Annotated in this window: 16 protein-coding genes; 5 read left to right on the forward strand and 11 right to left on the reverse strand. The window is 72.8% G+C overall.

What is annotated here, in order from left to right:
• On the reverse strand, nt 1–4,008 hold a 4,008-nt coding region (locus ABZS51_RS24150), incomplete at its 3' end, for a condensation domain-containing protein (RefSeq protein ID WP_355444991.1).
• Nucleotides 4,005–8,708, reverse strand: a complete 4,704-nt coding sequence (locus ABZS51_RS24155) for an amino acid adenylation domain-containing protein (protein WP_355444994.1) — start codon at nt 8,706–8,708, stop codon at nt 4,005–4,007. The genes ABZS51_RS24155 and ABZS51_RS24150, both read right to left, overlap by 4 nt.
• Before the next feature lie 207 nt (nt 8,709–8,915).
• Here ABZS51_RS24155 and ABZS51_RS24160 point away from each other — a divergent pair, with 207 nt between their 5' ends.
• From ABZS51_RS24160 to ABZS51_RS24175, 4 genes are read left to right on the forward strand one after another with little or no spacing between them, the layout of a single operon-like run.
• Nucleotides 8,916–9,539: a hypothetical protein gene (locus ABZS51_RS24160; protein ID WP_310714152.1), complete on the forward strand. Its 624-nt coding sequence runs from the start codon at nt 8,916–8,918 to the stop codon at nt 9,537–9,539.
• Nucleotides 9,536–9,862, forward strand: a complete 327-nt coding sequence (locus ABZS51_RS24165) for a transcriptional regulator (RefSeq protein ID WP_355444997.1) — start codon at nt 9,536–9,538, stop codon at nt 9,860–9,862. The genes ABZS51_RS24160 and ABZS51_RS24165 overlap by 4 nt, the downstream gene beginning before the upstream one ends.
• Nucleotides 9,859–10,740, forward strand: a complete 882-nt coding sequence (locus tag ABZS51_RS24170; RefSeq protein WP_355445000.1) for an ABC transporter ATP-binding protein — start codon at nt 9,859–9,861, stop codon at nt 10,738–10,740. The genes ABZS51_RS24165 and ABZS51_RS24170 overlap by 4 nt, the downstream gene beginning before the upstream one ends.
• Entirely contained in the window at nt 10,733–11,473 is a 741-nt protein-coding gene (locus ABZS51_RS24175; RefSeq protein WP_355445003.1) for an ABC transporter permease, read from the forward strand. The genes ABZS51_RS24170 and ABZS51_RS24175 overlap by 8 nt, the downstream gene beginning before the upstream one ends.
• 118 nt (nt 11,474–11,591) lie before the next feature.
• Here ABZS51_RS24175 and ABZS51_RS24180 read toward each other — a convergent pair whose 3' ends face one another.
• The 7 genes from ABZS51_RS24180 to ABZS51_RS24210 all read right to left on the reverse strand — a co-directional run bounded on the left by ABZS51_RS24180 (nt 11,592) and on the right by ABZS51_RS24210 (nt 20,460).
• Nucleotides 11,592–12,836: a trypsin-like peptidase domain-containing protein gene (locus ABZS51_RS24180; RefSeq protein WP_355445006.1), complete on the reverse strand. Its 1,245-nt coding sequence runs from the start codon at nt 12,834–12,836 to the stop codon at nt 11,592–11,594.
• A 157-nt stretch (nt 12,837–12,993) separates the two neighbouring features.
• The gene (locus tag ABZS51_RS24185; protein WP_355445009.1) at nt 12,994–14,544 is read right to left on the reverse strand and encodes an AMP-binding protein; all 1,551 of its coding nucleotides are present in this window, start codon (nt 14,542–14,544) and stop codon (nt 12,994–12,996) included.
• Between the two features lie 116 nt (nt 14,545–14,660).
• Nucleotides 14,661–15,488, reverse strand: coding sequence for a MetQ/NlpA family ABC transporter substrate-binding protein (locus ABZS51_RS24190; protein WP_355445012.1), 828 nt, complete (start codon nt 15,486–15,488; stop codon nt 14,661–14,663).
• Nucleotides 15,489–15,524: 36 nt separating this feature from the next.
• Nucleotides 15,525–16,181 carry a methionine ABC transporter permease gene (locus tag ABZS51_RS24195; RefSeq protein WP_310714139.1) on the reverse strand — a complete coding sequence of 219 codons (657 nt, stop codon included), beginning with the start codon at nt 16,179–16,181 and terminating at the stop codon, nt 15,525–15,527.
• Entirely contained in the window at nt 16,178–17,128 is a 951-nt protein-coding gene (locus ABZS51_RS24200) for an ATP-binding cassette domain-containing protein (RefSeq protein WP_355445016.1), read from the reverse strand. Before ABZS51_RS24200 ends, ABZS51_RS24195 begins: the two co-directional genes overlap by 4 nt.
• A 568-nt stretch (nt 17,129–17,696) precedes the next feature.
• Nucleotides 17,697–18,959, reverse strand: coding sequence for an alpha-amylase family protein (locus ABZS51_RS24205; protein WP_355445019.1), 1,263 nt, complete (start codon nt 18,957–18,959; stop codon nt 17,697–17,699).
• Nucleotides 18,943–20,460 (reverse strand): FUSC family protein, encoded by a 1,518-nt coding sequence (locus tag ABZS51_RS24210; RefSeq protein ID WP_355445022.1) that lies wholly within the window; start codon nt 20,458–20,460, stop codon nt 18,943–18,945. The genes ABZS51_RS24205 and ABZS51_RS24210 overlap by 17 nt, the downstream gene beginning before the upstream one ends.
• A gap of 73 nt (nt 20,461–20,533) precedes the next feature.
• Between ABZS51_RS24210 and ABZS51_RS24215 the strand changes: the two genes are divergently transcribed.
• Nucleotides 20,534–20,998, forward strand: a complete 465-nt coding sequence (locus tag ABZS51_RS24215) for a MarR family transcriptional regulator (RefSeq protein ID WP_355445025.1) — start codon at nt 20,534–20,536, stop codon at nt 20,996–20,998.
• Between the two features lie 132 nt (nt 20,999–21,130).
• Here the strand turns inward: ABZS51_RS24215 and ABZS51_RS24220 are convergent, their stop codons facing one another.
• Both ABZS51_RS24220 and lon read right to left on the reverse strand, forming a co-directional pair.
• Nucleotides 21,131–21,970 carry an alpha/beta hydrolase gene (locus ABZS51_RS24220; RefSeq protein WP_355445028.1) on the reverse strand — a complete coding sequence of 280 codons (840 nt, stop codon included), beginning with the start codon at nt 21,968–21,970 and terminating at the stop codon, nt 21,131–21,133.
• Between the two features lie 172 nt (nt 21,971–22,142).
• Complete coding sequence (gene lon / locus ABZS51_RS24225) at nt 22,143–24,515, reverse strand: endopeptidase La (protein WP_310714126.1); 2,373 nt, start codon at nt 24,513–24,515, stop codon at nt 22,143–22,145.
• Between the last annotated feature and the right edge of the window lie 116 nt (nt 24,516–24,631).

A 24,631-nucleotide genomic window follows, 5' to 3' on the forward strand; every position in this document is an offset into this window, starting at 1 on the left:
GTCCGGCAGGAAGTCACTGGCCGGCGGCTCGGTCGCGTCGGGGTCGTCCAGCCCGCTGTCCGGCTCGGCCAGCGGGGCGGCCACGGCCTGGCCTCCCTGGCGGCGCACCAGGGTGGTCAGCGTGCGGCCCGGCCCCGCCTCGGCCACGGCCACGCCGGCCTCCACCAGGGCGGCGGCGCAGTCGGCGAACCGCACGGTCTCCCGCAGGTGGCGCACCCAGTAGGCGGGGTCCTTGGTCTCGGCGCCGGACACCCAGCCGCCCGTGACGTTGGAGAGGTACGGCAGGTCCGGAGTGCCCAGCCGCACGGAGTCCACCTCGGCGGCGAAGGCGTCGAGCACCGGATCGAGCATGGAGGAGTGGAAGGCGTGCGAGGTGCGCAGCGGGCGGCAGGCGACGCCCTGCCGGGTCAGCCGACGCTCCAGCTCGGCGATGGCTGGCTCCGGGCCGGCCAGGACGCACCGCTCGGGGGTGTTGACCGCCGCCAGGGAGACGTCCTCACCGAGCAGGTCGCCCAGCTCGGACTCGGGCAGCGGCACGGCGAGCATCGAACCCGGCGGCAGGCTCTGCACCAGGCGGCCGCGGGCGGCGACCAGGCGCAGGGCGTCCTCCAGGGTGAAGACCCCGGCCAGGCAGGCGGCGACGTACTCGCCGATGCTGTGGCCGGCCATCATCGCCGGGCGGACCCCGCGCTCGATCAGCGTGCGCGCGAGCGCGTACTCCGTCACGAACAGCGCGGGCTGGGTGAGCCAGGTCTGGTCGAGGTCGCCGGCCTCGCCGTACAGGGCCTGGCGCAGGTCCAGGCCGAGGTGCGGCTCCAGGATGCCGGAGCAGGCGTCGACGGCGGCGCGGAAGACGCTGTCGGACCGGTACAGGCCCGCGCCCATCCCCCGCTGTTGCGCGCCCTGGCCGGGGAAGACGAAGGCGACCTCGCGCGGGGGCGACTCGCCCGTGACGAGCTCGGCGTCCAGCGCCGACCGCGGGTCTTCGGCGACCAGGATGCCGCGGTGCCGGAGGTGGCGGCGGCCGTGCCGGAGGGTGGCGGCCACGTCGCCGAGCTCCGTGTCCGGATGCGCGCGCAGGTGGGCGCGGAGCCGGGTGGCCTGCTCCGCGAGCGCCGTGTCGCTGGCGGCCGACAGGACCAGCAGGTGCGGGCCGGCCGCCGGCGGCGCGGCCGGCGGCCAGGCGACCGGCTGCGGTGGCGCTTCCTCCAGCACGACGTGGGCGTTGGTGCCGCCCATCCCGAACGCGCTGACGCCCGCCCTGCGGGGTTCCGGGCCCTCGGGCCACTGCGCGCCGGCGGTGGGCACGTAGAACGGGTGGAAGCCGATGCGCGGGTTCGGCGTCGTGAAGTTGGCCGTGGGCGGCAGCGTGCGATGCTTGAGCGCCAGCACGGTCTTGATCAGCCCGGCCATCCCGGCCGCGGCGTCGGCGTGGCCGATGTTGGACTTGACCGAGCCCAGCGCGATCGGCCGGTCGCCGGTGAAGACCTGGGAGAGCGCCGCCACCTCGATGGGGTCGCCGAGCGCGGTGCCCGTGCCGTGCGCCTCGATGTAGCCGATCGTGGCGGGGTCGACGCCGCCCGAGGCCAGTGCCGCGGTGATGACCTCGGCCTGGCCGTCCACGGCCGGCGCGGTGTAGCCGACCTTCCTGGTGCCGTCGTTGTTGACCGCGGAGCCGCGGACGACGGCGTGAATGGTGTCGCCGGCGGCGACGGCGTCCTCCAGCCGCTTGAGCACGACGACGCCCACGCCGCTGGAGCCGATCGTGCCCTGCGCCTCGGCGTCGAAGGGGCGGCAGTGGCCGTCCGGCGAGCCGATGCCGCCGCTCTGGTACAGGTAGCCGCGGCGGGTCCAGGCGTTGACCCGGACCGCCCCGGCCAGCGCGATGTCGCAGTCGCCGGCGATCAGGCTCTGCCTGGCCAGGTGGAGCGCGACCAGCGAGGTGGAGCAGGCGCTGTTCACGCTGACGCTCGGCCCGCGCAGGTCGAGCTTGTAGGAGGTCCGGGTGGGCAGGGAGTCCTTGTCGTTGCTGAGCAGGACCTGGAACTCGCCCACCGCCTTGAGCACGTCGGGCGCGGCCAGCAGGTTCTCGATGAAGTAGCTGCTCATCGCCGATCCGGCGAAGACGCCGATCTGCCCCGGGTGGCGGGCGGGGTCGCAGCCGGCGTCCTCCAGCGCCTCCCAGGCGGTCTCCAGGAACAGGCGCTGCTGCGGGTCGAGGATCTCGGCCTCGCGCGGGGTGAACTCGAACAGCGTGGCGTCGAACAGGTCGATGCCCTCCAGCACCGTCCCGGACCTGACGTAGGCGGGGTCGGCCAGCCGGCCGGGGTCCTCGCCGTCGGCCAGCAGCTCCTCGTCGGTGAAGTCCTGTACGGCCTCCACGCCGTCGCGGATCGCCGCCCAGAACTCCTCGGGCCCCGCGGCGCCCGGGAAGCGGCAGGCCATGCCGACGATGGCGAGCGCGCCCCCGGCGGACGCGGGCGCCGCCCGGACGACCTCCGGCGCGGCCGGAGCGCCGGGGCTCAGGAAGGCCGTCAGCGAGGCGACCGTGGGGTACCGGAACAGGTCGGTGACGGTCAGGCTGAACCGCTTGCGCAGCCGCTCGTGCACCTGCAGGACGAGCAGCGAGTGGCCGCCCACGTCGAAGAAGTTGTCGTCGGGGCCGAAGGCGTCGCCGCCCAGCGCCTCGCGCCAGGCCCGGGTGACGAGCTGGGAGATCTGGTGGCGCGGCAGCTCCCCGGGCGCATCGTCCCCGGCCATGGCCGCCGAGAGCACCTGCCGGAGGTCGGCCACGAGGGCGCGGATCGTTCCCGGGTGGAACAGGTCCGTGTTGTACTCGACGAGCCCGTCCAGGGTCTCGCGGACGCCCACGGTCAGGTCGAACTTGGCCGTGCGCTCGGGGATCTCCACGGGGGTGACCGTCAGCCCGGCCAGCTCCAGCGCCGCCGTGGCCTCGGGCAGCATGTTGAACATCGTCTGGAACACCGGGCTGCGGTCCAGCCGGCGCTCCGGGTTGAGCTCCTCCACCAGCCGCTCGAACGGCATCGCCTGGTGGTCGTGGGCGTCGAGCACCGCGTCCCTGACCCGCTCGACCACCTCGGGGAACGACGGGTCGCCCGACAGGTCGGCGCGGATGGCCAGGGTGTTGGTGAAGAACCCGATCAGGCCCTCGAACTCGACGCTGTCGCGGTTGGCGATGGGCGTGCCCACCACGAGGTCCTGCCGGCCGGAGCGCCGGGAGAGAACGACCAGGTAGGCCGCGAACAGCACCATGTACGGCGTCGCGCCCAGGCTCCGGCAGTACGCCTTGAACTCCTCGCGCGGGAGGTCCAGGGAGAAGGGCAGCTCGGCGCCCGCGTACGTCTGGACGGCCGGCCGGGGCAGATCCGCCGGCAGCTCGGTGACCGGCGGCGCGCCGGCCAGCGTCTTGCGCCAGTAGTCCAGCTCCCGGCTGTGGTCGTCGTCCCGCTGCCGGATCGCGTAGTCGGCGTACTGCCGGGACAACGCCGGCAGTTCCCGGCCGTCGTAGAGCGCGCCCAGCTCGTGGCGCAGCACGTCCAGCGACCAGGCGTCGGCGACGATGTGGTGGAGGGTGAGGTGCAGGACGTGCCGGTCCGCGGCTTCGCGCTCCAGGTGCGCGCGGATGAGCGGGCCGGTGGTCAGGTCCATCGGCGTGCCGTCCGCGGTGTCCGCCAGGCCGATCGTCAGCGACTCGGCCACGATCTGGTACGGGCCGTCCTCGTCCATGGCGAACGTGGTGCGCAGGCTCTCGTGCCTGGCCACCAGGGCGTTCAGCGCCCGGTGCAGCGCTTCGCGGTCGAGCGGGCCCTCGATGCGGAAGGCGAGCGGGATCAGGTAGTGCGCGGCGCCCGGCGCCATCCTGTCCAGGTACCAGGCGCGCGCCTGGGTGAAGGACATCGGCAGCCGGTCGGGCCTGGACCGCCCGGCCTGCTGCTTCTTCTTGCGTAACGCGTCCAGGAGCTGGCGCTGCTGGGGTGACAGGCTCATTGGTTACCTTCCATGGACCGCAGCAGTGCCTCGGCCTCTTCGTCTGAGTACGCCGCGACCATGAGATAGAGCTCGGCGGCCGCCTCCACGTCCGGTGAGGCGAGCCGCGCGCCGAGCTCGGCGACGGTCGGGTGGGCGAAAAGCGTCCGCAGCGGGACCTGCACCTCCAGCGCCTCGCGCAGCCTGGACGCGATCCGGGTCGCGTTGAGCGAGTGTCCGCCCAGGTCGAACAGGTTGTCGTGCCGGCCGACCTGCCCGCCCAGCACCTCCTGCCAGATGGCGGCGATGGCCTGCTCCACCGGAGTGGCCGGGGCCGTGACGGTCCGCGTGCCCGTGCCGGGCTCCGGCAGGGCCTGCCGGTCCACCTTGCCCGACGGGTTCACCGGCAGGGAGTCCAGCGTGACGAACGTGCTCGGCACCATGTACTCGGGCAGCCGCTCGGCCAGGTAGGGCCGCAGCTCGGGGGTGCCGTCGGCGGCGACGTACCCCACCAGCCTGCCCTCCCTGGCCATGACGAACGCCTCGCGCACGGCGGGATGCCCGGCCATCACCGCGGCGATCTCGCCGGGCTCGACCCGGTAGCCGCGGATCTTGACCTGGTCGTCCGCGCGGCCCAGGAACTCGATGTCCCCGGCCTCGTTCCGGCGGGCCAGATCCCCCGTCCGATAGAGCCGGCGCCCGTCCCGCCAGGTGATGAAACGCTCCTGGGTCAACTCGGGCTGCCCGTGGTAGCCCCTGGCCAGGCAGGCGCCGCCGAGGTGCAGCTCGCCGGGGACGCCGTCGGGGGTCTCGTGGCCCAGGCGGTTCAGGATCAGCGCCTGGACGCCGGTGACCGGCCTGCCGATGGGGGGCAGCCGCGGCCAGTCCCGCGGAGGGCCGGTGAGCGTGTGGGCGATGTCGATGATCGCGCCCTCGGTCGGCCCGTACTGGTTGTGGAGCGTCATCCACGGCTTGACGAACCGTTCGAGCTGCGGGGTGACCTGGAGCTGCTCGCCCGCGGTGATCACTTCGCGCAGCGTGGCGGGCGGCTCGGTCCCGGCGCCGGCCAGCGACTGCAGCGCCACGAAGGGCAGGAAGATGCGCTCCACCCGGTGGCGCGCGATGTGGTCGAGCAGGGCGGCCGGGTCGCGCCGCACGTCGTCGCCGACCATGACGAGCGTCCCGCCGTACGCCCAGGTGCTGAAGATCTCCTGCACCGAGACGTCGAAGCCGAGGGCGGTGAACTGCAGGCTCCGGTGGGAGCCGCTGTGCCAGGCCATGAGGTTGGCCACCGGGCGATGCGGCATCGCCACGCCCTTGGGCTGCCCGGTCGAGCCCGAGGTGAACAGGATGTAGGCCAGGTCGTCGGGCGTGACCCCGCTGTCCGGCCGGTGGTCCGGCTGCCCGTCGAGGTCGGTGTCGACGTGGACGGGCCGCTCGTGCGGCAGGCCGCCGGTCAGCGGCCGGTGCGTCACCAGGACCGGGGTGTCCACCCGGCCGAGGACCTGGGTGAGGCGGCCCTCGGGATAGGACGGGTCGAGCGGCACGTAGGCGCCGCCCGCCTTCAGGATGCCCAGCAGCGCCACGGGCAGGTCGAGCGAGCGCCGCACGTGCAGGGCGACCGGCACCTCCGGGCCCACGCCCATGCCCCGCAGCAGGTGGGCGAGCCTGTTGGCGCGCCGGTCGAGCTCGGCGTAGGTGAGGGCGTCGCCGTCGAACTCGACGGCGACCGCGTCGGGCGTCCTGTCCGCCTGCTGCTCGAAGAGCCGGTGCAGGCACTGGTCGGGACCGCGGCCGGGGGGCTCGTGCTCGCGGGCGAGCAGCGCGGAGACGGGCGCGGCCGGGTCGGCCGCCACCTGCTCCAGGACGCGTACGTAGTGCCCCAGCAGGCGCTCGGCGGTGGCGCGCTCGAACAGGTCGGTGGCGAACTCCAGGCTCATCCGCTGCCCTTCGGCATAGAGCACCAGGTCGGCCTTCGCGCCGCCGTTCTCCACCTCCTCCAGCATCCGGAAGGTCACGCCGTCGCCCCGCCGGGCGTCCGGCGGGTCCTGCATCGCGAACAGCACGTCGAACGGCGGCCGTCCGTCGGGGCAGAGCTCGCGCACGATCTCCTCGAGCGGCACGTCGGTGGGCGTGGCCAGGACCGCCGCCCGCACCTGCGACAGCAGGCGCTCGAAGGAGGGGTCGCCGGCCAGGCCGGTCCTGATCGGCAGCGTCTCCACGAAGAAGCCGATCATGGAGTCGGCGCCCGGCGCCTCCCTGCCGGAGAACGGCACGCCCGTCACGATGTCGTCCTGGCCGCTGTAGCGGTGCAGCAGCGCCTGGAAGGCCGCGAACAGCACCATGAACGGGCTGGCCTGGGCGCGTCTGCCCAGCGCCTCCAGGTCGCCGAGCAGCCCGTCCGGCAGCGTGGCCCGGACCCGGGCGCCGCGCCGCACCGGCGCCGCGGCCCCGGGGCGGTCGGCGGGCAGTCCCAGCCGCTCGGGCGGCGAGTCCAGGGCCTTCCGCCAGTACGGCAGGCCGTCGGGACCTCGCCGGGCCTGGCGCGGGCCGGCCGGCGGGGGCAGGGTCTCCCCCGCGTAGAGCCGCGCCAGCTCGTCCAGGAGGACCCCGGCCGACCAGCCGTCGAAGGCGATGTGGTGGACGGTCACCAGCAGCCGGTGCCTGTCGTCGGCGAGCCGCAGCAGCAGCGCCCGCAGCACGGGGCCGTTCCGCAGGTCGAAGGGGTCACGGGCGGCGTGCCGGGCCAGCGCGTCCGCGCCGCGCGGAGTGGCGTCCATGACCTTCATCGCCACGGTCACCGCCGGCTCGACCACGGGGACCGGCTCGCCGTCGTGCTCCTCGTAGCGGGTACGCAGGGACGGATGCCGGCGCACGATCTCGTTGATCGCGCTCTCCAGCCGCCCGGTGTCGAGGGGACCGTCCAGGGCGAACAGGATGGGCACGTTGTACTGCGAGCCGGGCGCCATCTGGTCGATGAACCAGAGCCGGCGCTGTGCGGGCGTCAGCCCGTCCTCGGCGGGGGTCACCGCGGCCGCCGGCGGCAGGGCGTCGACCGCGCGGGCGAACGCGGCGAGCACGGGGTGCTCGAAGAGCATCCGGGGCTCGACCGGCTTGCCCAGCCTCTCGCAGGCGCGGGCGGCGACGCGCATCGCCAGCAGCGACTGGCCGCCCAGGGCCAGGAAGTCGTCGTCGGCGCCGATCGGTCCGGCGGCGAGGACGTCCTGCCAGATCTCGGCGAGCAGCGCCTCGGTGGGGGTGCCGGGCGGAGTGACCGAGCGGGGCGCGCGGACCGGGTCCGGCAGCGCGGCACGGTCCACCTTGCCGTTGCCGGTCAGCGGGAGCTCGTCCAGGACGACCCAGGCGGTGGGGATCATGTAGTCGGGCAGGAACCGGCGGAGGTGGGCGCGCCCCTCCTGCTCGGTCGCCGTACCCACGACGTAGGCGACCAGTTCGTGGCCGCGGACGGCGGTGGTGGCGGCCCGGACCCGCGGGTGACGGCCGAGCACGGTCTCGATCTCGCCGAGCTCCACCCGGTTGCCGCGGATCTTGACCTGGTCGTCGAGCCGTCCCAGGAACTCGATCTGGCCCGCCTGGTTGCGGCGGGCCAGGTCCCCGGTGCGGTAGAGGAGCCGGCCGTCCTGGTCACGGACGAAGCGCTCGGCCGTGAGGTCGGGCCGGTCGAGGTAGCCCAGGCCGACGCACACGCCGCCGAGGTGGATCTCGCCCTCCTCGACCGGCTTCATCGCCTCGTCCAGGAGGTGGACGGTGACGCCGGGCAGGGGCGTGCCGAGCGCGGGCGGGCGGCTCTGCCCGTCGTGGACCGGCACCTCGCCGGCGATGGCGTTGACGGCGCACTCCGCCGGGCCGTAGAGATTGACCAGCCGGAAGGGCAGGCCGGGGGCCGGATAGGTGGTGAGCCGGTCGCCGCCGGTGCTCAGCGTCGCCAGCCTGGTCCCCTCCGGCCAGGACAGGCCGAGCAGGCCCTCGGCGATGGGGGTGGGCGCGTAGCAGGTGGTCAGCTCCTGCTCCACGATCCAGTCGCGCAGCGCGGGCAGCGAGAGCCTGGTCCGCTCACTGGGGATGACCATCGTGGTGCCCGCGGTCAGGTACGTCCAGATCTCCCAGACCGACGGGTCGAAGTTGGGGCTGGTGAGCAGCGGGGCCCGGCCGCCCAGGCCGAAGGTGTCGTGCGACCACCTGATCAGGTTGGTCAGCGCGCGGTGCGGGACGAGCACGCCCTTGGGAGTCCCCGTCGAGCCGGAGGTGTGGACGACGTAGGCGAGGTCGTCGGCCTCTACGTGGGGCGGCGGTGACGCGTCGGCCTCGTCGGACGCGTCGATCACCGGGACGCCGTCGGGGACCATCGCTCGCCATTCCGGCGTCGTGACCACGGCCGCCGCGCCCGCCAGCATGGCGTGGACCCGCTCCGCGGGGGTGGCCGGGTCGATCGGCGCGAAGGCGAGGCCCGCCTTCATCGCGGCGAGCTGGCCCGCGACCAGCCGGATCGAGCGGCCCGCGAGCACGGCCACCCAGGGCCGCGGCCGCGCGGTCGCCGTATGACGACGCAGATGATCGGCGATGCCGTTCGCGAGGCGATCCAGCTCACGGTAGGTGAGGTGTTCTTCGCCGGCCGAGACGGCGACCCTTTCTGGGGTCGCGCGCAGCTGGTCCTCGTAGAGGGGCAGAACAGATGCTAAGGGTGCTGCATCTGACGTCATGTGTCACGCCTTGCCATTGTTGAGTTTTGCGTCCTTTGGGCACGCCGCCGATCAGGATGACCTGGTCGCCAGATTCCTGTCAACCACGGGTGACCAGGGAATACTGCAGCGCGCATCCGACCCACACAGTGACATTTCGTCGAGTGTTGTGTTGGCGGCGCCAGCTGGTTTAAGATACAAACCAGTTTGGCGGTGAGAGAGGTTGAGATGACAGACGACGCCGAGGCCCCGCCCAGTCCCGCGGAGACGCTGCGGCTCATCGAGGAGCAGCAGGCCGCCACGGTCAGGCGGCTCCAGGGCGAGCCGCTGCTGCTCTACGTCCCCTGGGGGGTCGCCTGGCTGATCGGTTTCACCGCGCTGTTCCTGCACTTCGGGCTGGACGGCCGGCCGCTGGCGCCGATCTCGCAGATGCAGGCGGTCGGCGTGCTGCAGGGCGCCCAGGTGCTGGCGGGCGCGTTCGCCGGCTACGGCATCGCGAGGATGAGCGGGCAGCTGCGCGGCGACAGCTCGGCGCGCGGGACGATGATCGGCTTCACCTGGCTCGCCGGGATGGTCCTCGTGTTCGCCATCGGCATCCGCATCTCCCTGGTCCTGCGGGAGGAGGAGGCCCAGCTGCTCTGGGCGGGCCTGTCGCTGCTCGTCGTCGGCGTGATCTACATGATGACGGCGGCGGTCTGGCTGAACTGGCCGATGTTCTTCCTCGGCGCCTGGACGATCGCGGTCAACGTCGTGGGGATCATGCTGGGCGCGGGCTGGCAGGCGCTGCTGAACGCGGTCCTGGTGGGCGGCGGGTTCATCGGGGCGGGGATCTGGCTGCGGTGGCGCGGATGACGGCCGACCCACCTCCGCCACCCGAGCTCGACCCCCTCATCCACGCCCAGGCCCGGCTGCGGGTGGTGGCGGCGCTCAACACGCTGGGAGACCGCGACGACATGGCGTTCCCGGCGCTGAAGGACCTGCTCGGCATGACCGCGGGCAACCTGTCCGTCCACCTCACCAAGCTGGAGGACGCCGGATACGTCCGGATCACCAAGACCCACAGAGGCCGCACCCCCGTCACGTATGTCGGGCTCACGAAGCGCGGACGGCTGGCCTTCGACGAATACACCAGGGCCATCCGCGCCCTGATCGACACCGCTGGAGGCTCCACATGACGGTCCTCGCCCGCACGGCCGAGGTGACCCGGAGATACGGCGACGTGCTCGCGCTCGACCGGGTGTCGATCGACATCCGCGCCGGGGAGCTCGTCGGCCTGCTCGGCCCGAACGGGGCCGGCAAGTCCACCCTCATCAACCTGTTCGTCGGCCTGCGCCGGCCGACGTCCGGCACCGTGGAGCTGCTCGGCGGCTCCCCCCAGGATCCCGTCGTACGGCGGGGCATCGGCGTCACCCCGCAGGAGACCGGCCTGCCCGAGGCGCTGCGGGTCGGCGAGATCGTCGACTTCGTGTCCGCGCACTACCCGCGCAAGGCGGACAGGCTGGAACTGCTCGAACAGTTCGGGCTCCAGGACCTGGTCAAGCGGCAGATCGGCGGCCTGTCGGGCGGGCAGAAGCGGCGGCTGGCCGTGGCGCTGGCCTTCGCCGGCGAGCCGCGGATGGTGTTCCTCGACGAGCCGACGACCGGCCTCGACGTGGAGGGCCGGCGCGCGCTGTGGGAGGGCATCAGGGGCTTCCACGAGCAGGGCGGCACGATCGTGCTGACCAGCCACTACCTGGAGGAGATCGAGGCGCTGGCGCAGCGGGTGATCGTCGTCGGCCATGGACGCGTGCTGGCCGACGACACCGTGACCGCGATCCGCGACGTGGTCGGCGTGCGGCGCGTGTCGCTGACCGCGGCCGCGCTGCCCGAGCTGCCGGGCGTCCTCGGCGTCGAGCGCGAGGACGGCCGCGTCCACCTGCTCACCACCGACCCCGACCGGCTGGTGGTGGAGCTCGTGCGCAGCGGCACGCCGTTCTCGGGGCTGGAGATCCGGCCCACCACGCTGGAGGAGGCCTTCCTGGCCATCACCTCGAAGGAGACCGCTCATGTCTAGCCTCATCCTCGCCCACACCCGCTACCAGCTCCTGGAGCAGATCCGGGTGCCGATCGGCCTGGTGGCCAGCGCGTTCTTCCCGGCGGCCTCGATGCTGGCGTTCGTCGTGCCGTTCGCGGGCGACGACCCGGTGGGCGCCACCCGCGCGACCGGGTCGATGATGATGATCGGCGCGATGTCGGCGGCGCTGATGGGGCTGAGCATCTCGGTCGCGCAGGACCGCGAGCAGCCCTGGAACCCCTACCTGCGCACCCTGCCCGCCGGGCCGCTCCCCCGCTTCGCCGGGCGGATCCTCACCACCATGGCGGTCATGATCGCGGCAGCCGTGCCGGTGGTGGTCATCGCGGCGCTGCTCACCGCGGCGACCGTCACGGCGCCCAGGCTGGCGCTCGGGCTGGCGGCGCTGCTCGCCGGGGCCGTGCCGTTCATGATGATCGGGCTGTTCCTGGGGTTCCTGCTGGCCTCGAAGGCGGCGATCGGCGTGTCGCAGGTGGTGTTCTTCCCGGTCGCGATCCTGGGCGGGCTGTTCATGCCGCCGCAGATCATGCCGGAGTTCGTCCAGGCGCTCTCGCCGTACGTTCCGAGCCGCGGCGCGGTGGAGCTGGTGTGGGCCGCGACCACCGGCTCGGCCCCGAACGTGACGGCGCTGGTCATGCTGGCCGCATGGACGGTGGCGGGGGCGCTGGCCGCCGGCTGGGCCTACCGGCGCGACGAGGGCCGCCGGTTCTCCTGACGCCTTGCACGCGCAGACGGCCCCGGTCTCCGGGGCCGTCGTGTCGCAGACCTGAACGGGGGTGTGCCGCCGAGTCCGCAGCGATCTCGACGGCACACCCGTCCGTGAGGGGGTCCTGTTATTTCTTCTCTTCGAGAGTGACGGTGACGTTACTCGTCTTTCCATCCCTCATATATGTGATCTGAACCTGTTGGCCCGCTTTGAAACCTCTGACCTGGCCAACGACCGTGTCGCCGCCGTCGACGGGCTTGCCGGCGATCTTCGTGATGAGGTCGCCCTCCCGGAGCCCGGCCTTGGCCGCGGGGCTGCCCTGGATCACCTGGCGCACCAGGGCGCCGGTGACATCACCGGTGGCGTCGGTGACGCTCACGCCGAGGTAGGCGTGGCTGACCTTGCCGCCGTTGACGAGCTGGTCGGCCACCTGCTTGGCGGTGTTGATGGGGATCGCGAAGCCCACCCCGATGCTGCCGCTACTGCCGCCGTTGGTGGCGATGGCGGTGTTGATGCCCACGACCTGGCCCGCGGCGTCCACCAGGGCGCCGCCGGAGTTGCCGGGGTTGATCGCCGCGTCGGTCTGGATGGCGCCGCCGATCGTGGTGGTCTCGGCTGACTGACCGCCGGGCTGCCCCCAGCCGGGCGGGCCCTGCTGCTCCTGCTCGCCGCCGACCGTGAGCGTGCGGTCCAGGGCGCTGATGATGCCCGCCGTGACCGAGCCCTGCAGGCCGAGCGGGCTGCCGATGGCCAGGACCGGCGAGCCGACCCTGACCTGGTCGCTGTCGCCGAGCTGGGCCGGGGTCAGGCCGGACACGCCCTCGGCCCTGATGACCGCGAGGTCGCTGGTCGGGTCGGTGCCGACCACCGACGCCTTGGCGGTCTTGCCGTCGCTGAACTTCACCGACATCTGGCCGCCCTGCCCGGCACCCACGACCACGTGGTTGTTGGTGAGCACGAGGCCGTCGGCGGACAGCACCACGCCGGAGCCCTCGCCGGTGCTGCCCTGGATCATGACGACGGACGGCTGCAGCTTCGCGGCGACGTCCGAGACGGTCAGGGTGCTGGCCGCCTGCTTGAACGAGGCGGGCGCCGGGGCGGCCGTGGCCGCCACCGTGTCAGGCTGCATCGCGGTGGCGACGGCGGCCCCCGCCGCACCGCCGCCGAGGGCCATGGCGGCCAGGGCGAGGCCGGCGATGGCCTTCTGACGGGTGGAGATGCCCGGCCTGGCGGGCGCGGGCGGAGGGGGCGGAGGCGCGGGGTGACCCATGATGATGGTGTCTCGCCGGGGGAACCCCCCGGCGGAGGGCGGCGTGTCACCGAACTGGCTCCAGCCGCCGTTTCCCTGCTCGCGAGGCTCGTTCGCGTTCATTGTCATCTCCTCAAGTCCCGATGACCCAAGAGTGCCAAGTCGCGCGTAAGTGCAGGTTAAGACCGTGATCAGAGTTTCCTGAGAGCCCTGACACGGGCCTTATCACCGCTGGTGGGGGCTCGGTCACCTGTCCCGCGAACCAGAAAAAAATCTTCATTTACCCGGACGTGCCGGGGTCGGCGGCGGGCCAGTACTCGTCCCGGAGCAGCCGCTTGTACAGCTTTCCGGTGGCGTGGCGCGGCAGCTCCTCGCGGAAGTCCACCGACCGCGGGCACTTGTAGGAGGCCAGCCGCGAGCGGCAGTACGCGATCAGCTCCTCCTCCAGCCCCGGCCCCGCCTCGGCCATGGACGCCGGCTGGACCACGGCCTTGACCTGCTCGCCCATCTCCTCGTCCGGCACACCGAAGACGGCCACGTCGGCGACCTTGGGGTGGACGGACAGGACGTTCTCCGCCTCCTGCGGGTAGATGTTCACGCCGCCCGAGATGATCATGTAGGAGAGCCGGTCGGTGAGGTAGAGGAAGCCGTCGGCGTCGAGGTGGCCGATGTCGCCGAGCGTGGTCCAGCCGCGCCCTCCGGGGTCCTGCACGGAGCGGGTCTTGCCGGGGTCGCCGTGGTACTCGAAGCGCACGCCGCTCTCGAAGTAGATGACGCCCGTCCGCCCCGCGGGCAGCTCCTCGCCCCGCTCGTCGCAGACGTGCACGGGGCCGAGCAGCGAGCGGCCGACCGTCCCCGGATGCGCCAGCCAGTCCTGCGGCGAGGCGTACAGGAAGCCGTTGCCCTCGGTGCCCGCGTAGTACTCGTGGACGATCGGGCCCCACCACTCCATCATCCGCTCCTTGACCTCGACCGGGCAGGGCGCGGCGGCGTGGACGGCGCACGTCAGCGACGACAGGTCGTACGCCTTGCGCGTCTCCTCCGGCAGCTTGAGCAGCTTGCTGAACATGGTGGGCACGAGCTGCGTGTGCGTGACCGCGTACCTCTCGACGAGCCGGAGGTACTCCTCGGGGTCGAAGCGCTCCATCACCACGACCGTGGCGCCCAGCCGCTGGAACGTCATGCAGTAGCGCAGCGGGGCGGCGTGGTAGAGCGGCGCGGGCGACAGGTAGACGCTGTCGCCGGTGGGCCCGAACAGGCCCGCGACCAGCTTGTAGAGCATGGGGGGCTCGGTGAGCGGGGCCCGCGGCAGGGACGGCTTGACGCCCTTGGGGCGGCCGGTGGTGCCGGAGGAGTACAGCATGTCGGCGCCCTGGCGCTCGTCGGGGATCGGCGTGACCGGCATGCCGGCGACCGCCCTCTCGTACGACTCGAACCCCGGCGCCGTGCCCTCCAGCATGAGGCGGCGCTCGACGCGGGGTGTGGCGTCCGTGATGGACGCGGCGACGCCGGCCAGGTCCGCGCTGGAGATGAAGACGCGGGCGCCGCAGTTGCCGACGATGTAGGCCAGCTCGTCGGTGAGCAGCCGTGAGCTGATCGCCGTGTAGTAGAGGCCGGAGCGGTGGGCCGCCCAGGCGATGGCCAGGAACAGCGGGTGGTTGCCGAGCATGAAGGCGACGTGGTCGCCCGGCCGCAGCCCGGCGGCGCGGAAGAGGTGGGCCAGCCGGTTGGACTCCTCGTCCAGCCGCCGGTAGGTGACGATCTCCCCGGAACCCGCCATCACGACAGCGGGTTTGTCGGGGTTCGCTGCCGCGATCGCTCCCGGGTACATGAACCGAACACTATTCGGTCATCCGCCGCCGCGCCAGCGTCCTGATCTTCGCGTGCCGGTCCGGGCACGGCGGAGCCGCGGCCTCGTGCCGAGACCGCGGCTCCTTCACGGGGAGGTCACTGCGCGGGGATGACCGAGCCCTGGTACTTCTGCTTGATGAAGTCCTTGACCTTCGGGTCCTGCAGGAGCTTGCCCAGGGTGACGATCCCGGCGTCCTTCTCGTGCCCGGCCTGCACGACCAGGCCGTTGACGTACGGGTTGCCCTCGCTCTTCTCCAGGGCCAGCGCCTGGGAGGCGGGCTTGAGCCCGGCCTCGATGGCGTAGTTGCCGTTGATGACCGCGGCGTCCACGTCGTCGAGCGAGCGCGGGAGCTGGGCGGCCTCCAGCGGCTTGAACGTCAGCTTCTTCGGGTTGCCGGTCACGTCACGCTCGGTGGCGGCGGTGCCGGCGCCGTCCTTGAGGGTCACGACGCCGTTGTCGGCGAGCAGCTTGAGCGCCCGGCCGAGGTTGGTGGCGTCGTTGGGCAGGGCGACGGTCGCGCCGGAGGGCAGCGCGGCCAGGCCGGTGACCTTCTTGGAGTACAGGCCCAGCGGCTCCAGGTGGACGGGCGTGACGAAGCTCAGCTTCGTGCCCTTGGAGGCGTTGAAGTCGTCCAGGTACGGCTTGTGCTGGAAGAAGTTGGCGGTCAGCTGGCCCTCGCTGAGCTGCACGTTCGGCTGCACGTAGTCGGTGAACTCGACCACTTCCAGCTTCAGGCCGGCGGCGGGCGCCAGGTTGTCCTTGACGTAGTTCAGGATCTCGGCGTGCGGCACCGGGGACGCGCCCACCTTGATCACGGTGTCGGCGGACTCGGCGCCCGCGTTCGTGGTCGCGGACTGCGACGTGCCGCATGCGGCCAGCAACACCGACAGCGCGGCCACACCTACAATGTTCCGAAATTTCATGATTTTTCCCTTATTTAGTGATGGTGTACGTGTGAGTCAGCGGTGCGACAGCCGGCGGGCCACCGCGTCGCCCAGGCTCTGCACGACCTGGACGATCACGACCAGGAGCACGACCGTGACGATCATGAGCAGGGTCTCGAAGCGCTGGTAGCCGTACCTGACGGCCAGGTCGCCCAGCCCTCCCCCGCCGATCGTCCCGGCCATGGCGGAGTAGCCGATGAGCGCGACGATCGTGACGGTCAGCCCCGCCACCAGGCCGGGGAACGCCTCGGGCAGCAGCACCTTCCGCACGATGGTCGTACGGCTCGCGCCCATGGCCTGCGCGGCCTGCACCACGTCCGACCCGACCTCGCGCAGGGCGGTCTCGACCAGCCGCGCGAAGAACGGCACCGCGCCCACGGTGAGCGGCACGACCACGGCGGCGGTGCCGATCGTGGTGCCGACGACCAGCCGGGTGAACGGGATGATCGCGATCATCAGCACGATGAACGGCAGCGACCGGCCGACGTTCACCACCACGCCCAGCACGGACCTCAGCGCGGGGAGCGGACGCAGCCCGCCACGGTCGAAGACCACCAGCGCCACGCCCAGCGGCAGCCCGAACAGCACGGTGAGCAGCGTCGACCAGCCGACCATCTGCGCGGTCTGCCCGGCGGCCTCCCACAGCAGCGGGGTCATCTCGTCCCAGGTCATGAGGCCACCTCCACGAGCAGTCCGCGGTCGCGCAGGTAGGCGAGCGCGGGTTCGGCGTCACCGCTGATCGAGACGCGCAGCCGGCCGACCGCGCCGCCGGCCAGCTCCTCGATCGAGCCGCCCAGGATGCTGATCTCGACGTCGAACTTGCGCACCGCCTCCGACACGACGGGCCGCTGGGGGTCGCCGGTGAAGGTGAGCGTGACCGAGCCGGGCGGCGCGGGCTCGGGCAGCGGGAAGATCTCGCGGGTGAGGCGGGAGCCGGGCGTCCGGATGAGGTCCGCGATGGCACCGGACTCCTCGACCCGGCCGCCGGCCATGATGGCGACGGAGTCGCAGACGCTCTTGACCACGTTCATCTCGTGCGTGATGAGCAGGATCGTCAGGCCCAGCTCGGTGTTCAGCCGCTTGAGCAGGTCGAGGATGGAGCGGGTGGTGGCCGGGTCGAGCGCCGAGGTGGCCTCGTCCGACAGCAGCACCGACGGGTTGCCGGCCAGGGCGCGGGCGATGCCGACGCGCTGCTTCTGGCCGCCGGAGAGCTGGTGCGGGTGGTCGCCGCCGCGGCCGCCCAGTCCCACGAGATCGAGCAGCTCGGCGACGCGGCGGGCGCGCTCGGCCCGGGGAACGCCCATGACCTCCAGCGGGAAGGCCACGTTGCCCGCGACGGTGCGGGAGGAGAGCAGCGCGAAGTGCTGGTGGATCATGCCGATGCGCTGGCGGGCGCGGTTGAGCTCGCGGGACGGCAGGGCGGTCAGGTCCTGCCCGGCGACCGTGACGGTGCCCGCGGTCGGCCGCTCCAGCAGGTTGACGCAGCGCAGCAGCGTGCTCTTGCCGGCGCCGCTCTGACCGAGGACGCCGTAGATCTCGCCTTCGCGCACGCGCAGGTCGACACCGTCGAGGGCGACGGTCTCGCCGTACAGCTTGCGCAGGCCGGAAACCTGGATCACGTGAAAACCCCACACTGGCAGCGGCCACGCCGCTGGAACGGACGAACGTCTGGAACCGTCTTCAGGAGCGGACGCCTGGAGGAGACGTCCGCTCCGGACGACGGAAGGACCGGGAGGACCGGGAGGACCGGGAGGACCGGGAGGACCGGGGCCGGGCGGCGGCGCGAGTCAGTGGGCGCCGGGGTGGAACGGCAGGTGGCTCAGCCTGCGCAGCACGTAGCTCGGTGCGATCATCGGAAGACCTTCGGGGGGAGGGCGGACGGTTCCTGGCGCCGGCGGGCCGTTCCGCCGTCGGGCGGGTCACGGCAGGCGGCCGGCTCGCGCTCAGCGGGCGGTGGGGGCCGTCGCGCGCATGTGCGCGCCGGTCATGGCCCGCATGTGCGCCGGCTCCATGGCCCGCGTCATCGTCCGCGTGTGTGCGCGTGTCGCCGCGCGCATTCGCCGGGTGCGCATGCGACAACAGCGTCCGCCGATGGGAGCGCCGGGGTTGCTCGCGTGTGCCTCGTCCACGTCAGGTGCCAACAGATTCCTTGCTTCCCTATATTCCCGACACATTTGGTGATCTATGTCACGCCGGCTTCTCGGCGAGGATCCGCCACGCGTGCGGGCCGACGACCGCGGGGTCCTGGTGGCCGCGCTCCGGCTCCAGCGGCGTCAGCCGGGAGACGTCGATCGGGAAGCGGTAGGCGTGGTCGTCGAGGTTGAGCAGGGTGATCAGCGCCTCTCCCCCGGCGCTCGACCTGAGCGCCGCGGCCGTGTTGGTCAGGTGCTCGACGGTCGTGCGGGCGCGCACCAGCCACGGGTGGCGCCGGCGCATGCCGACGAGGTTCTGGTGCAGGCGGTACACCGGCCGGCCGTACGGGGCCAGGTCTCCGGGCGCGGCCGGGAAGGCGGGCCGGATCGCGTCGTCGCCGCCCTCGCGCTCCTCCTTCAGCCCCTCGAACGCCTGCTCGTCGCCGGAGTACAGGCTGGGCACGCCGCCGGTGGTGAGCAGGATCGCCAGGGCGTGGCCGAGATGGCGCCGGTCGTCGAGCCGGGTGGCGATCCTGGTGACATCGTGGTTGCCGACGAAGGTGAGCGGTGTGAACGCGCCGAGCAGGTCGTTGTGCCGGTCCAGGGCCCAGGCCAGCTCGAACAGGTTGCGGTCGTTGAGCGAGCTCCAGACGGCCTTCCACAGCTCGTACTGGGTGACGGAGTCCAGGCCGGACTCCTTGACGTACCCGGTGTAGTCGCCGTGGATGACCTCACCGGCGAACCACGCGTCCGGATGCCTCTCCCTGACGCCCGGCAGCACCTGGCGCCAGAAGGACGGAGGCACGGCGTAGGCGGCGTCGAGCCGCCAGCCGGCCGCGCCGCGCGTCAGCCAGTGGTCGAGCACCGCGGCGACGTGGTCGCGGACGGCCGGCAGGCCGTGGTCGAGGGCGACCAGGCGCTCGTGCCCCTCGAAGGTGTCGTAGCCGTCCCGTCCCTTCCTGAACCAGCCGGGGCCGGCGGCGAAGGACCTGCCGACATGGTTGAACACGCCGTCGAGCACGATCCGCAGCCCGCGTCCGCGCGCCTCGGCGACGAGGGAGTCGAAGTCGGCGTCGTCGCCGAGGCGCGGGTCGACGCGGAAGTGGTCCACGGTGTCGTAGCCGTGGGTCTCGGAGGCGAAGATCGGGCCCAGGAGGAGGCCGGAGCAGCCGAGCTCGACGGCGTAGTCCAGCCACGGTTCGAGCTGCCGCAGCCGGTGCCGGACCGGCTCGCCGGGCGGCGGGGCGACGGCGGGGGCCCCGGTGAAGCCGAGGGGGTAGACCTGCCACAGGATCGCGTGGTCACTCCACGACGGCACGGGCACTCCTCACATCGTCGGACCGGCTCTGGGCCCTGTCGTTCCGGCTGTGTACGGCGTTCTTCTGGCTGTGTACGGCGTTCTTCCGGCTGTGTACGGCGTTCTTCCGGCTGTGTACGGCGTTCTTCCGGCTGTGTACGGCGTTCTTCCGGCTGTGTACGGCGTTCTTCTGGCTGTGTACGGCGTTCTCGCGGCTCCGCGCCGCGTCCTTCCCGCTCCGCGCCGCGTCCTTCCGGTGGCGTACTGCCCAGGGTAGGTAGCCGAAACCGAGGGCGAGCGCGCAGCCGACGGCCGTGTCGGCGATCCGGTGACCGGCCATGCCCGCGGACGCGCCACCGCTGAGCAGCAGGACCAGGGGCGTCATCACGGCGGCGTACGCGGCCGGGCGGCGGTCCTTCAGCGGCGGCCTCAGGGCCGCCAGCGCGGCCACGAGCAGCGCCAACGGCCACGCGGCCGACGCCCAGGCGGGCATGACCGCCACGGCGAGGGCGCCGACGGCGGTCCCCGCGGCCCGCTCGACGGCCCGCCGCGCCGCGCCGGTCAGCCGCCGCCGGACGACGATCACCACGGTGACGGAGATCCAGGACGCGGTCGGGTGGGGCCAGAGGAGTGCGATGACCTGGGCGGCCCCCAGGCAGACGGCCAGCCGGCCCGCGTACTGCCGGCTCGTGGCACTCCACATGCCGCGCCACGCCACCCGCCGTGCCCCGCCCTTCCCGGCGCGCCCCTCCCGGACGCCTTCCGCCTGGACGCGCTCCCGGGTGCCTTCCGCCTGGACGCGCCCCTCCCGAGTGCCTTCCGCCTGGACGCGCTCCCGGGTGCCTTCCGCCTGGACGCGCTCCCGGGTGCCTTCCGCCTGGACGCGCCCCTCCCGGGTGCCATCCGCCTGGGCTGCGCCCGCCGCTCGGCCCAGGGGCAGGGCGAGCAGCACGCCCCACACGATCCCGACGGTGACGACGGCGGCGACGGCGAGCGGGTGACCCTGCCGCGCCAGTCCGGTGGTGATGACCATGAAGGTGATGAAACGGGTGGTGGTCTCCGCCATGGCCCGGCTGACGCCGCCGACCAGCGCCGCCGCGGCCGCCAGAACGACCAGCGCCGACGCCCCGGCCCACCCGTGCCCGGCCACAGCGGCACCGGCGAACCCGGCAGCGGCCACGGCGACCACGATCCCGGCTCCCCTGCCCACCACCCTCCCCCGCGCCCGCCCCGAACGCCTTCCAGCCCGCCGAGCCCCGGCCCCCGAACCGCGACCGCCCGCAGCACCGCCCGCAGCACCGCCCGCGAGGGCGTCGGCCGCCGAAGCGGCAGGGCGGCCGCCGAACGCGGACGAGCCGGGCGCCGGAACCTCGGGCGTTGCGGCCCCGGACGCGGAGACGCCGGTCGCGGCCAGGGCGCCGACGGCGGCGAGAGCGCCCAGGGCGGGGTGGCCTGTGGCGACTCCCAGGGCGACCGGCCCGCCCACGCCCAGCGCGGCGGCGGCCATCCGAAGCCAGATCATACGCAGAGCGTATCAATATGAGGGCAGTTCCCGGCAGATACGGGAACATTCAGTAAGTGATAGCGTAGTAATTGTGGAACAGGGAGAGTTGCGGGCGACGGCCGCCTCGCTGCGGCGGGCCGCCGTCGGGCTCGCCAGGCGGCTGCGCGACGAGCGCACCGCCGAGGCGCCGGGCAGGCTGGGGCTGTCGCTGCTGGGGCACCTGCGCCGGCGCGGCGCGATGACGGCGGGCGAGCTGGCGGCGGCCGAGCTTCTGCAACCGCAGTCGATCACGCGGGCGCTCGCGTCCCTGGAGGAGGGCGGCCTCATCCGCCGCTCCCGCGACGAGGACGACCGCAGGCGCCATCTCCTCGTGCTGACCGACAAGGGCGCGGAAGTGCTCGCCGATCAGGTGAAGGGGTCCGACGCGCGCCTGGCCGAGGCCATGTCCCGCGCGCTCACACCGGAGGAGTGCCGCGTCCTGGGAGTGGCGGCCGACCTGATCGAACGGCTCCTCGACGACCGCCCCGGCGGAGCGTCGTCACGCCACGGCCCCTGACCCTCACCGCAAAAGCGGCCACCACCACCAAAGCGACCATCAGCGCAGAAGGCCGCTGTTCCACGGCCTCACCGCGACAACGGCGCGGCAACACCGCGGAAACGGCGCGGAAACGGCGTGGAAGCGGCGCGGTCAGGCCAGGAAGGCCGCGGTCGTCGTCACGAAGCGGCCGGGGTCGTCGAGCCACGGGAAGTGGCCGGCCCCCGGCTGGACGGTGAACTCGGCCTTCGGCCAGAGCCCGGCGAACTCGGCCACGACGCCCGGGATCGAGTTCAGGTCCACCTCTCCGGCGAGGACCAGCACCGGCGCGCCGTACGAGGCGAGTGCCGCCCGGGTGGCGTCCGGGTCGAAGACGCCCTCGGCGCCGAAGGCGGCGGCTGCCTCGTCGTTCCGGCGCCCGTCCTGGGCCGCGTTGTGGGCCTGGGCCGCCGCGTCCCACCGGCCGTAGTAGAAGGGGTCGATGGCCTTCCAGTTGTCGCCGGTCATCCGGCCGGCCACGATCGCCTCCAGGGCCGCGAAGGCCGGCCCGAACCACGGCTCGTCCTTCCGTAGCCGCGCGGTCGCCATCCGGGCCTCGCCGGTGGCGTCGAGACCGACGGCCCGGGTGCTCGGGGTGATCAGGGCGAGCCTGCCGACGCGCTCGGGGTGCCGTGCCGCGTACAGCGTCGCGAGGTTCGCGCCGGCGCAGTGGGCGAGCAGGTCGATCCGGTCGAGGCCGAGGTGCTCGCGCAGGGCCTCGACGTCGTCCACGAGCCGGTCGCAGCGGTAGGAGGCGGCGTCCTCGGGGGTCGCGGACCGGCCGGTCCCCCGGGGGTCCACCATGATCAGCCGGCGGTGCGCCGTCAGGCCGCCGAGGTCGCCGAGGTATACGGAGTCCTGCATCGGACCGCCCGGCAGGCAGACCAGCGGGTCGCCCTCTCCGAGCGCGTGGTAGGCGAGAGGGGTTCCGTCGTACGCGGTGAAGGCGGGCATCGCCGGATCGTGCCAGCGTGGCCCCGGCCGGTGCAACCGCTTATTCCGCGGGCGCGGCGCGACGGTGCCGCGCCGAGGCGCGCGGCCGCCCGCCGTCCCGTGAGGGAGCGGCGGGCGGGCTCCGCGTCCGCCGCCGTCCAGGTGGCGGCGGACGCGTCTCATGGACGGCGGGTCAGGCCGCGGCCGTGGAGACGACCTTGGCCGGGTTGAGGGCGATGTCCAGCACCTCGCGCACGTCACTGACCGTGTGGATGGTCAGCTCGTCGCGCACCTCCTGGGGCACGTCGTCCAGGTCGGGCTCGTTGCGGGCCGGGATGAGCACCGTGGTGATGCCCGCCCGGTGCGCCGCGAGCAGCTTCTGCTTGACGCCGCCGATCGGCAGGACCCGCCCGGTGAGCGAGATCTCGCCGGTCATGGCCACGTCGCCACGGACCTGGCGGCCCGACAGCAGCGAGGCCAGCGCCGTGGTGAGCGTGACGCCCGCCGAGGGACCGTCCTTCGGCACCGCGCCCGCCGGGAAGTGGACGTGGACCGAGCGGTCCTTCAGCGCGGTCACCGGCAGCTCCAGCTCCGCGCCGTGCGAGCGGAGGTAGGACAAAGCGATCCTGGCCGACTCCTTCATCACGTCGCCGAGCTGGCCGGTCAGCGTGAGGCCGGTCTCGCCGGTCTCGGGGTCGGCCAGCGACGCCTCGACGTACAGGACGTCGCCGCCGGCGCCCGTGACGGCCAGGCCCGTCGCCACGCCCGGCACCGAGGTGCGCTGCTTGGACTCGGGCAGCGACGACTCGGGCACGAACCGCGGCCGCCCGATGTAGCCGACCAGGTCGTCGGCGCCGACCGTGACCGGCAGCTCGCCGTTGGCGGCCACCTTGCGCAGGATGCGGGCGACCGACCGCTCCAGGGAGCGGACGCCGGCCTCACGGGTGTACTCCGCCGCCAGCCTGCGCAGCGCCGCGTCCTCGACCGTGACCTCCTCGGCCGTCAGCCCGGCCAGCTCCAGCTGCCGGGGCAGCAGGTGGTCGCGGGCGATGGCGACCTTCTCGTCCTCGGTGTAGCCGTCGAGGGTGACGACCTCCATGCGGTCGAGCAGCGGCCCGGGGATGGCCTCCAGGACGTTGGCCGTGGCGAGGAAGAGCACGTCGCTCAGGTCCAGCTCGACCTCGAGGTAGTGGTCGCGGAACGTGTGGTTCTGCGCCGGGTCCAGCACCTCCAGCAGGGCGGCCGTCGGGTCGCCGCGGTAGTCGGCGCCGACCTTGTCCACCTCGTCGAGCAGGACGACCGGGTTCATGGAGCCGGCCTCGCGGATGGCGCGGACGATGCGGCCGGGCAGCGCGCCGACGTACGTGCGCCGGTGGCCCCGGATCTCCGCCTCGTCGCGCACGCCGCCGAGGGCGACGCGGACGAACTTGCGGCCCATCGCGCGGGCCACGGACTCGCCGAGCGAGGTCTTGCCCACTCCGGGAGGGCCGGCCAGGGCGAGGACGGCTCCGCTGCGCCGGCCGCCGACGACACCGAGGCCCTTGTCCTGGCGGCGCTTGCGCACGGCCAGGTGCTCGATGATGCGGTCCTTGACGTCGGCGAGGCCGGTGTGGTCGGAGTCGAGCACGGCCCGCGCGCCGGTGATGTCGTAGTTGTCCTCGGTCCGGTCGTTCCACGGGATGTCGAGGACGGTGTCGAGCCAGGTGCGGATCCAGCCGGTCTCCGGGGACTGGTCGGAGGTCCGCTCCAGCTTGTCGACCTCCTTCAGCGCGGCCTCGCGCACCTTCTCCGGCAGGTCGGCCGCCTCGACGCGGGCCCGGTAGTCCTCCTCCTCGCTCTCGGAGGTGTCGCCGTTGAGCTCCTTGAGCTCCTTGCGGACGGCGGCGAGCTGCTGGCGCAGCAGGAACTCCCGCTGCTGCTTCTCCATGCCCTCCTGGACGTCCTTGCGGATCGTCTCGGCGACGTCGAGCTCGGCGAGGTGCTCGCGGGACCACTCGACCAGCCTGGCCAGCCGGTCGGCCGGGTCGGCCGCTTCGAGCAGCTCGACCTTCTGGGCCGTGGTCAGCCAGGGGGTGTAGCCGGAGCTGTCGGCCAGCACCGACGGGTCGTCGATCTGGTTCACCTGGTCGACGACCTGCCACGCGCCGCGCTTCTGCAGGATGGTGGTGGCCAGGGCCTTGTACTCCTTGGCCAGCTCCTCGGCGCGCTCACTGACGGGGACGGCGTCGACCGTGATGGCCTCCACCCACAACGCGGCGCCGGGCCCGGTGGTGCCGGTGCCGACGCGCACCCGGTCCACGCCGCGCACCACGGCGGCGGGCTCGCCTCCGGGCAGCCTGCCGACCTGCTCCACCACGGCCTGCACGCCGACGGCGCCGTAACGGCCGTCGATGCGGGGAACGAGGAGGACTCGCGGCTTGTTGCGTCCGGATGCGCGGCTCGACGACTCGGCCGCGTCGATCGCCGCACGCACCTCGGAGTCGGACAGGTCCAGCGGGACCACCATGCCCGGCAGGACCACCTCGTCGTCCAGCGGCAGGACCGGGAGGGTCAAGCTCTCACTCATGCGAACTCCCAAGGGTTGAGTTATACAGACTCAATTCATCGGAGCCCTCCAGTGTTCCCTTCCTTGCCGATGTTCGCTCAGAGCGATCGTAATCATGTAAGCCAGACCTTTGACGC

It is taken from the genome of Nonomuraea sp. NPDC005501, assembly GCF_040605905.1.
GTDB lineage: Bacteria > Actinomycetota > Actinomycetes > Streptosporangiales > Streptosporangiaceae > Nonomuraea.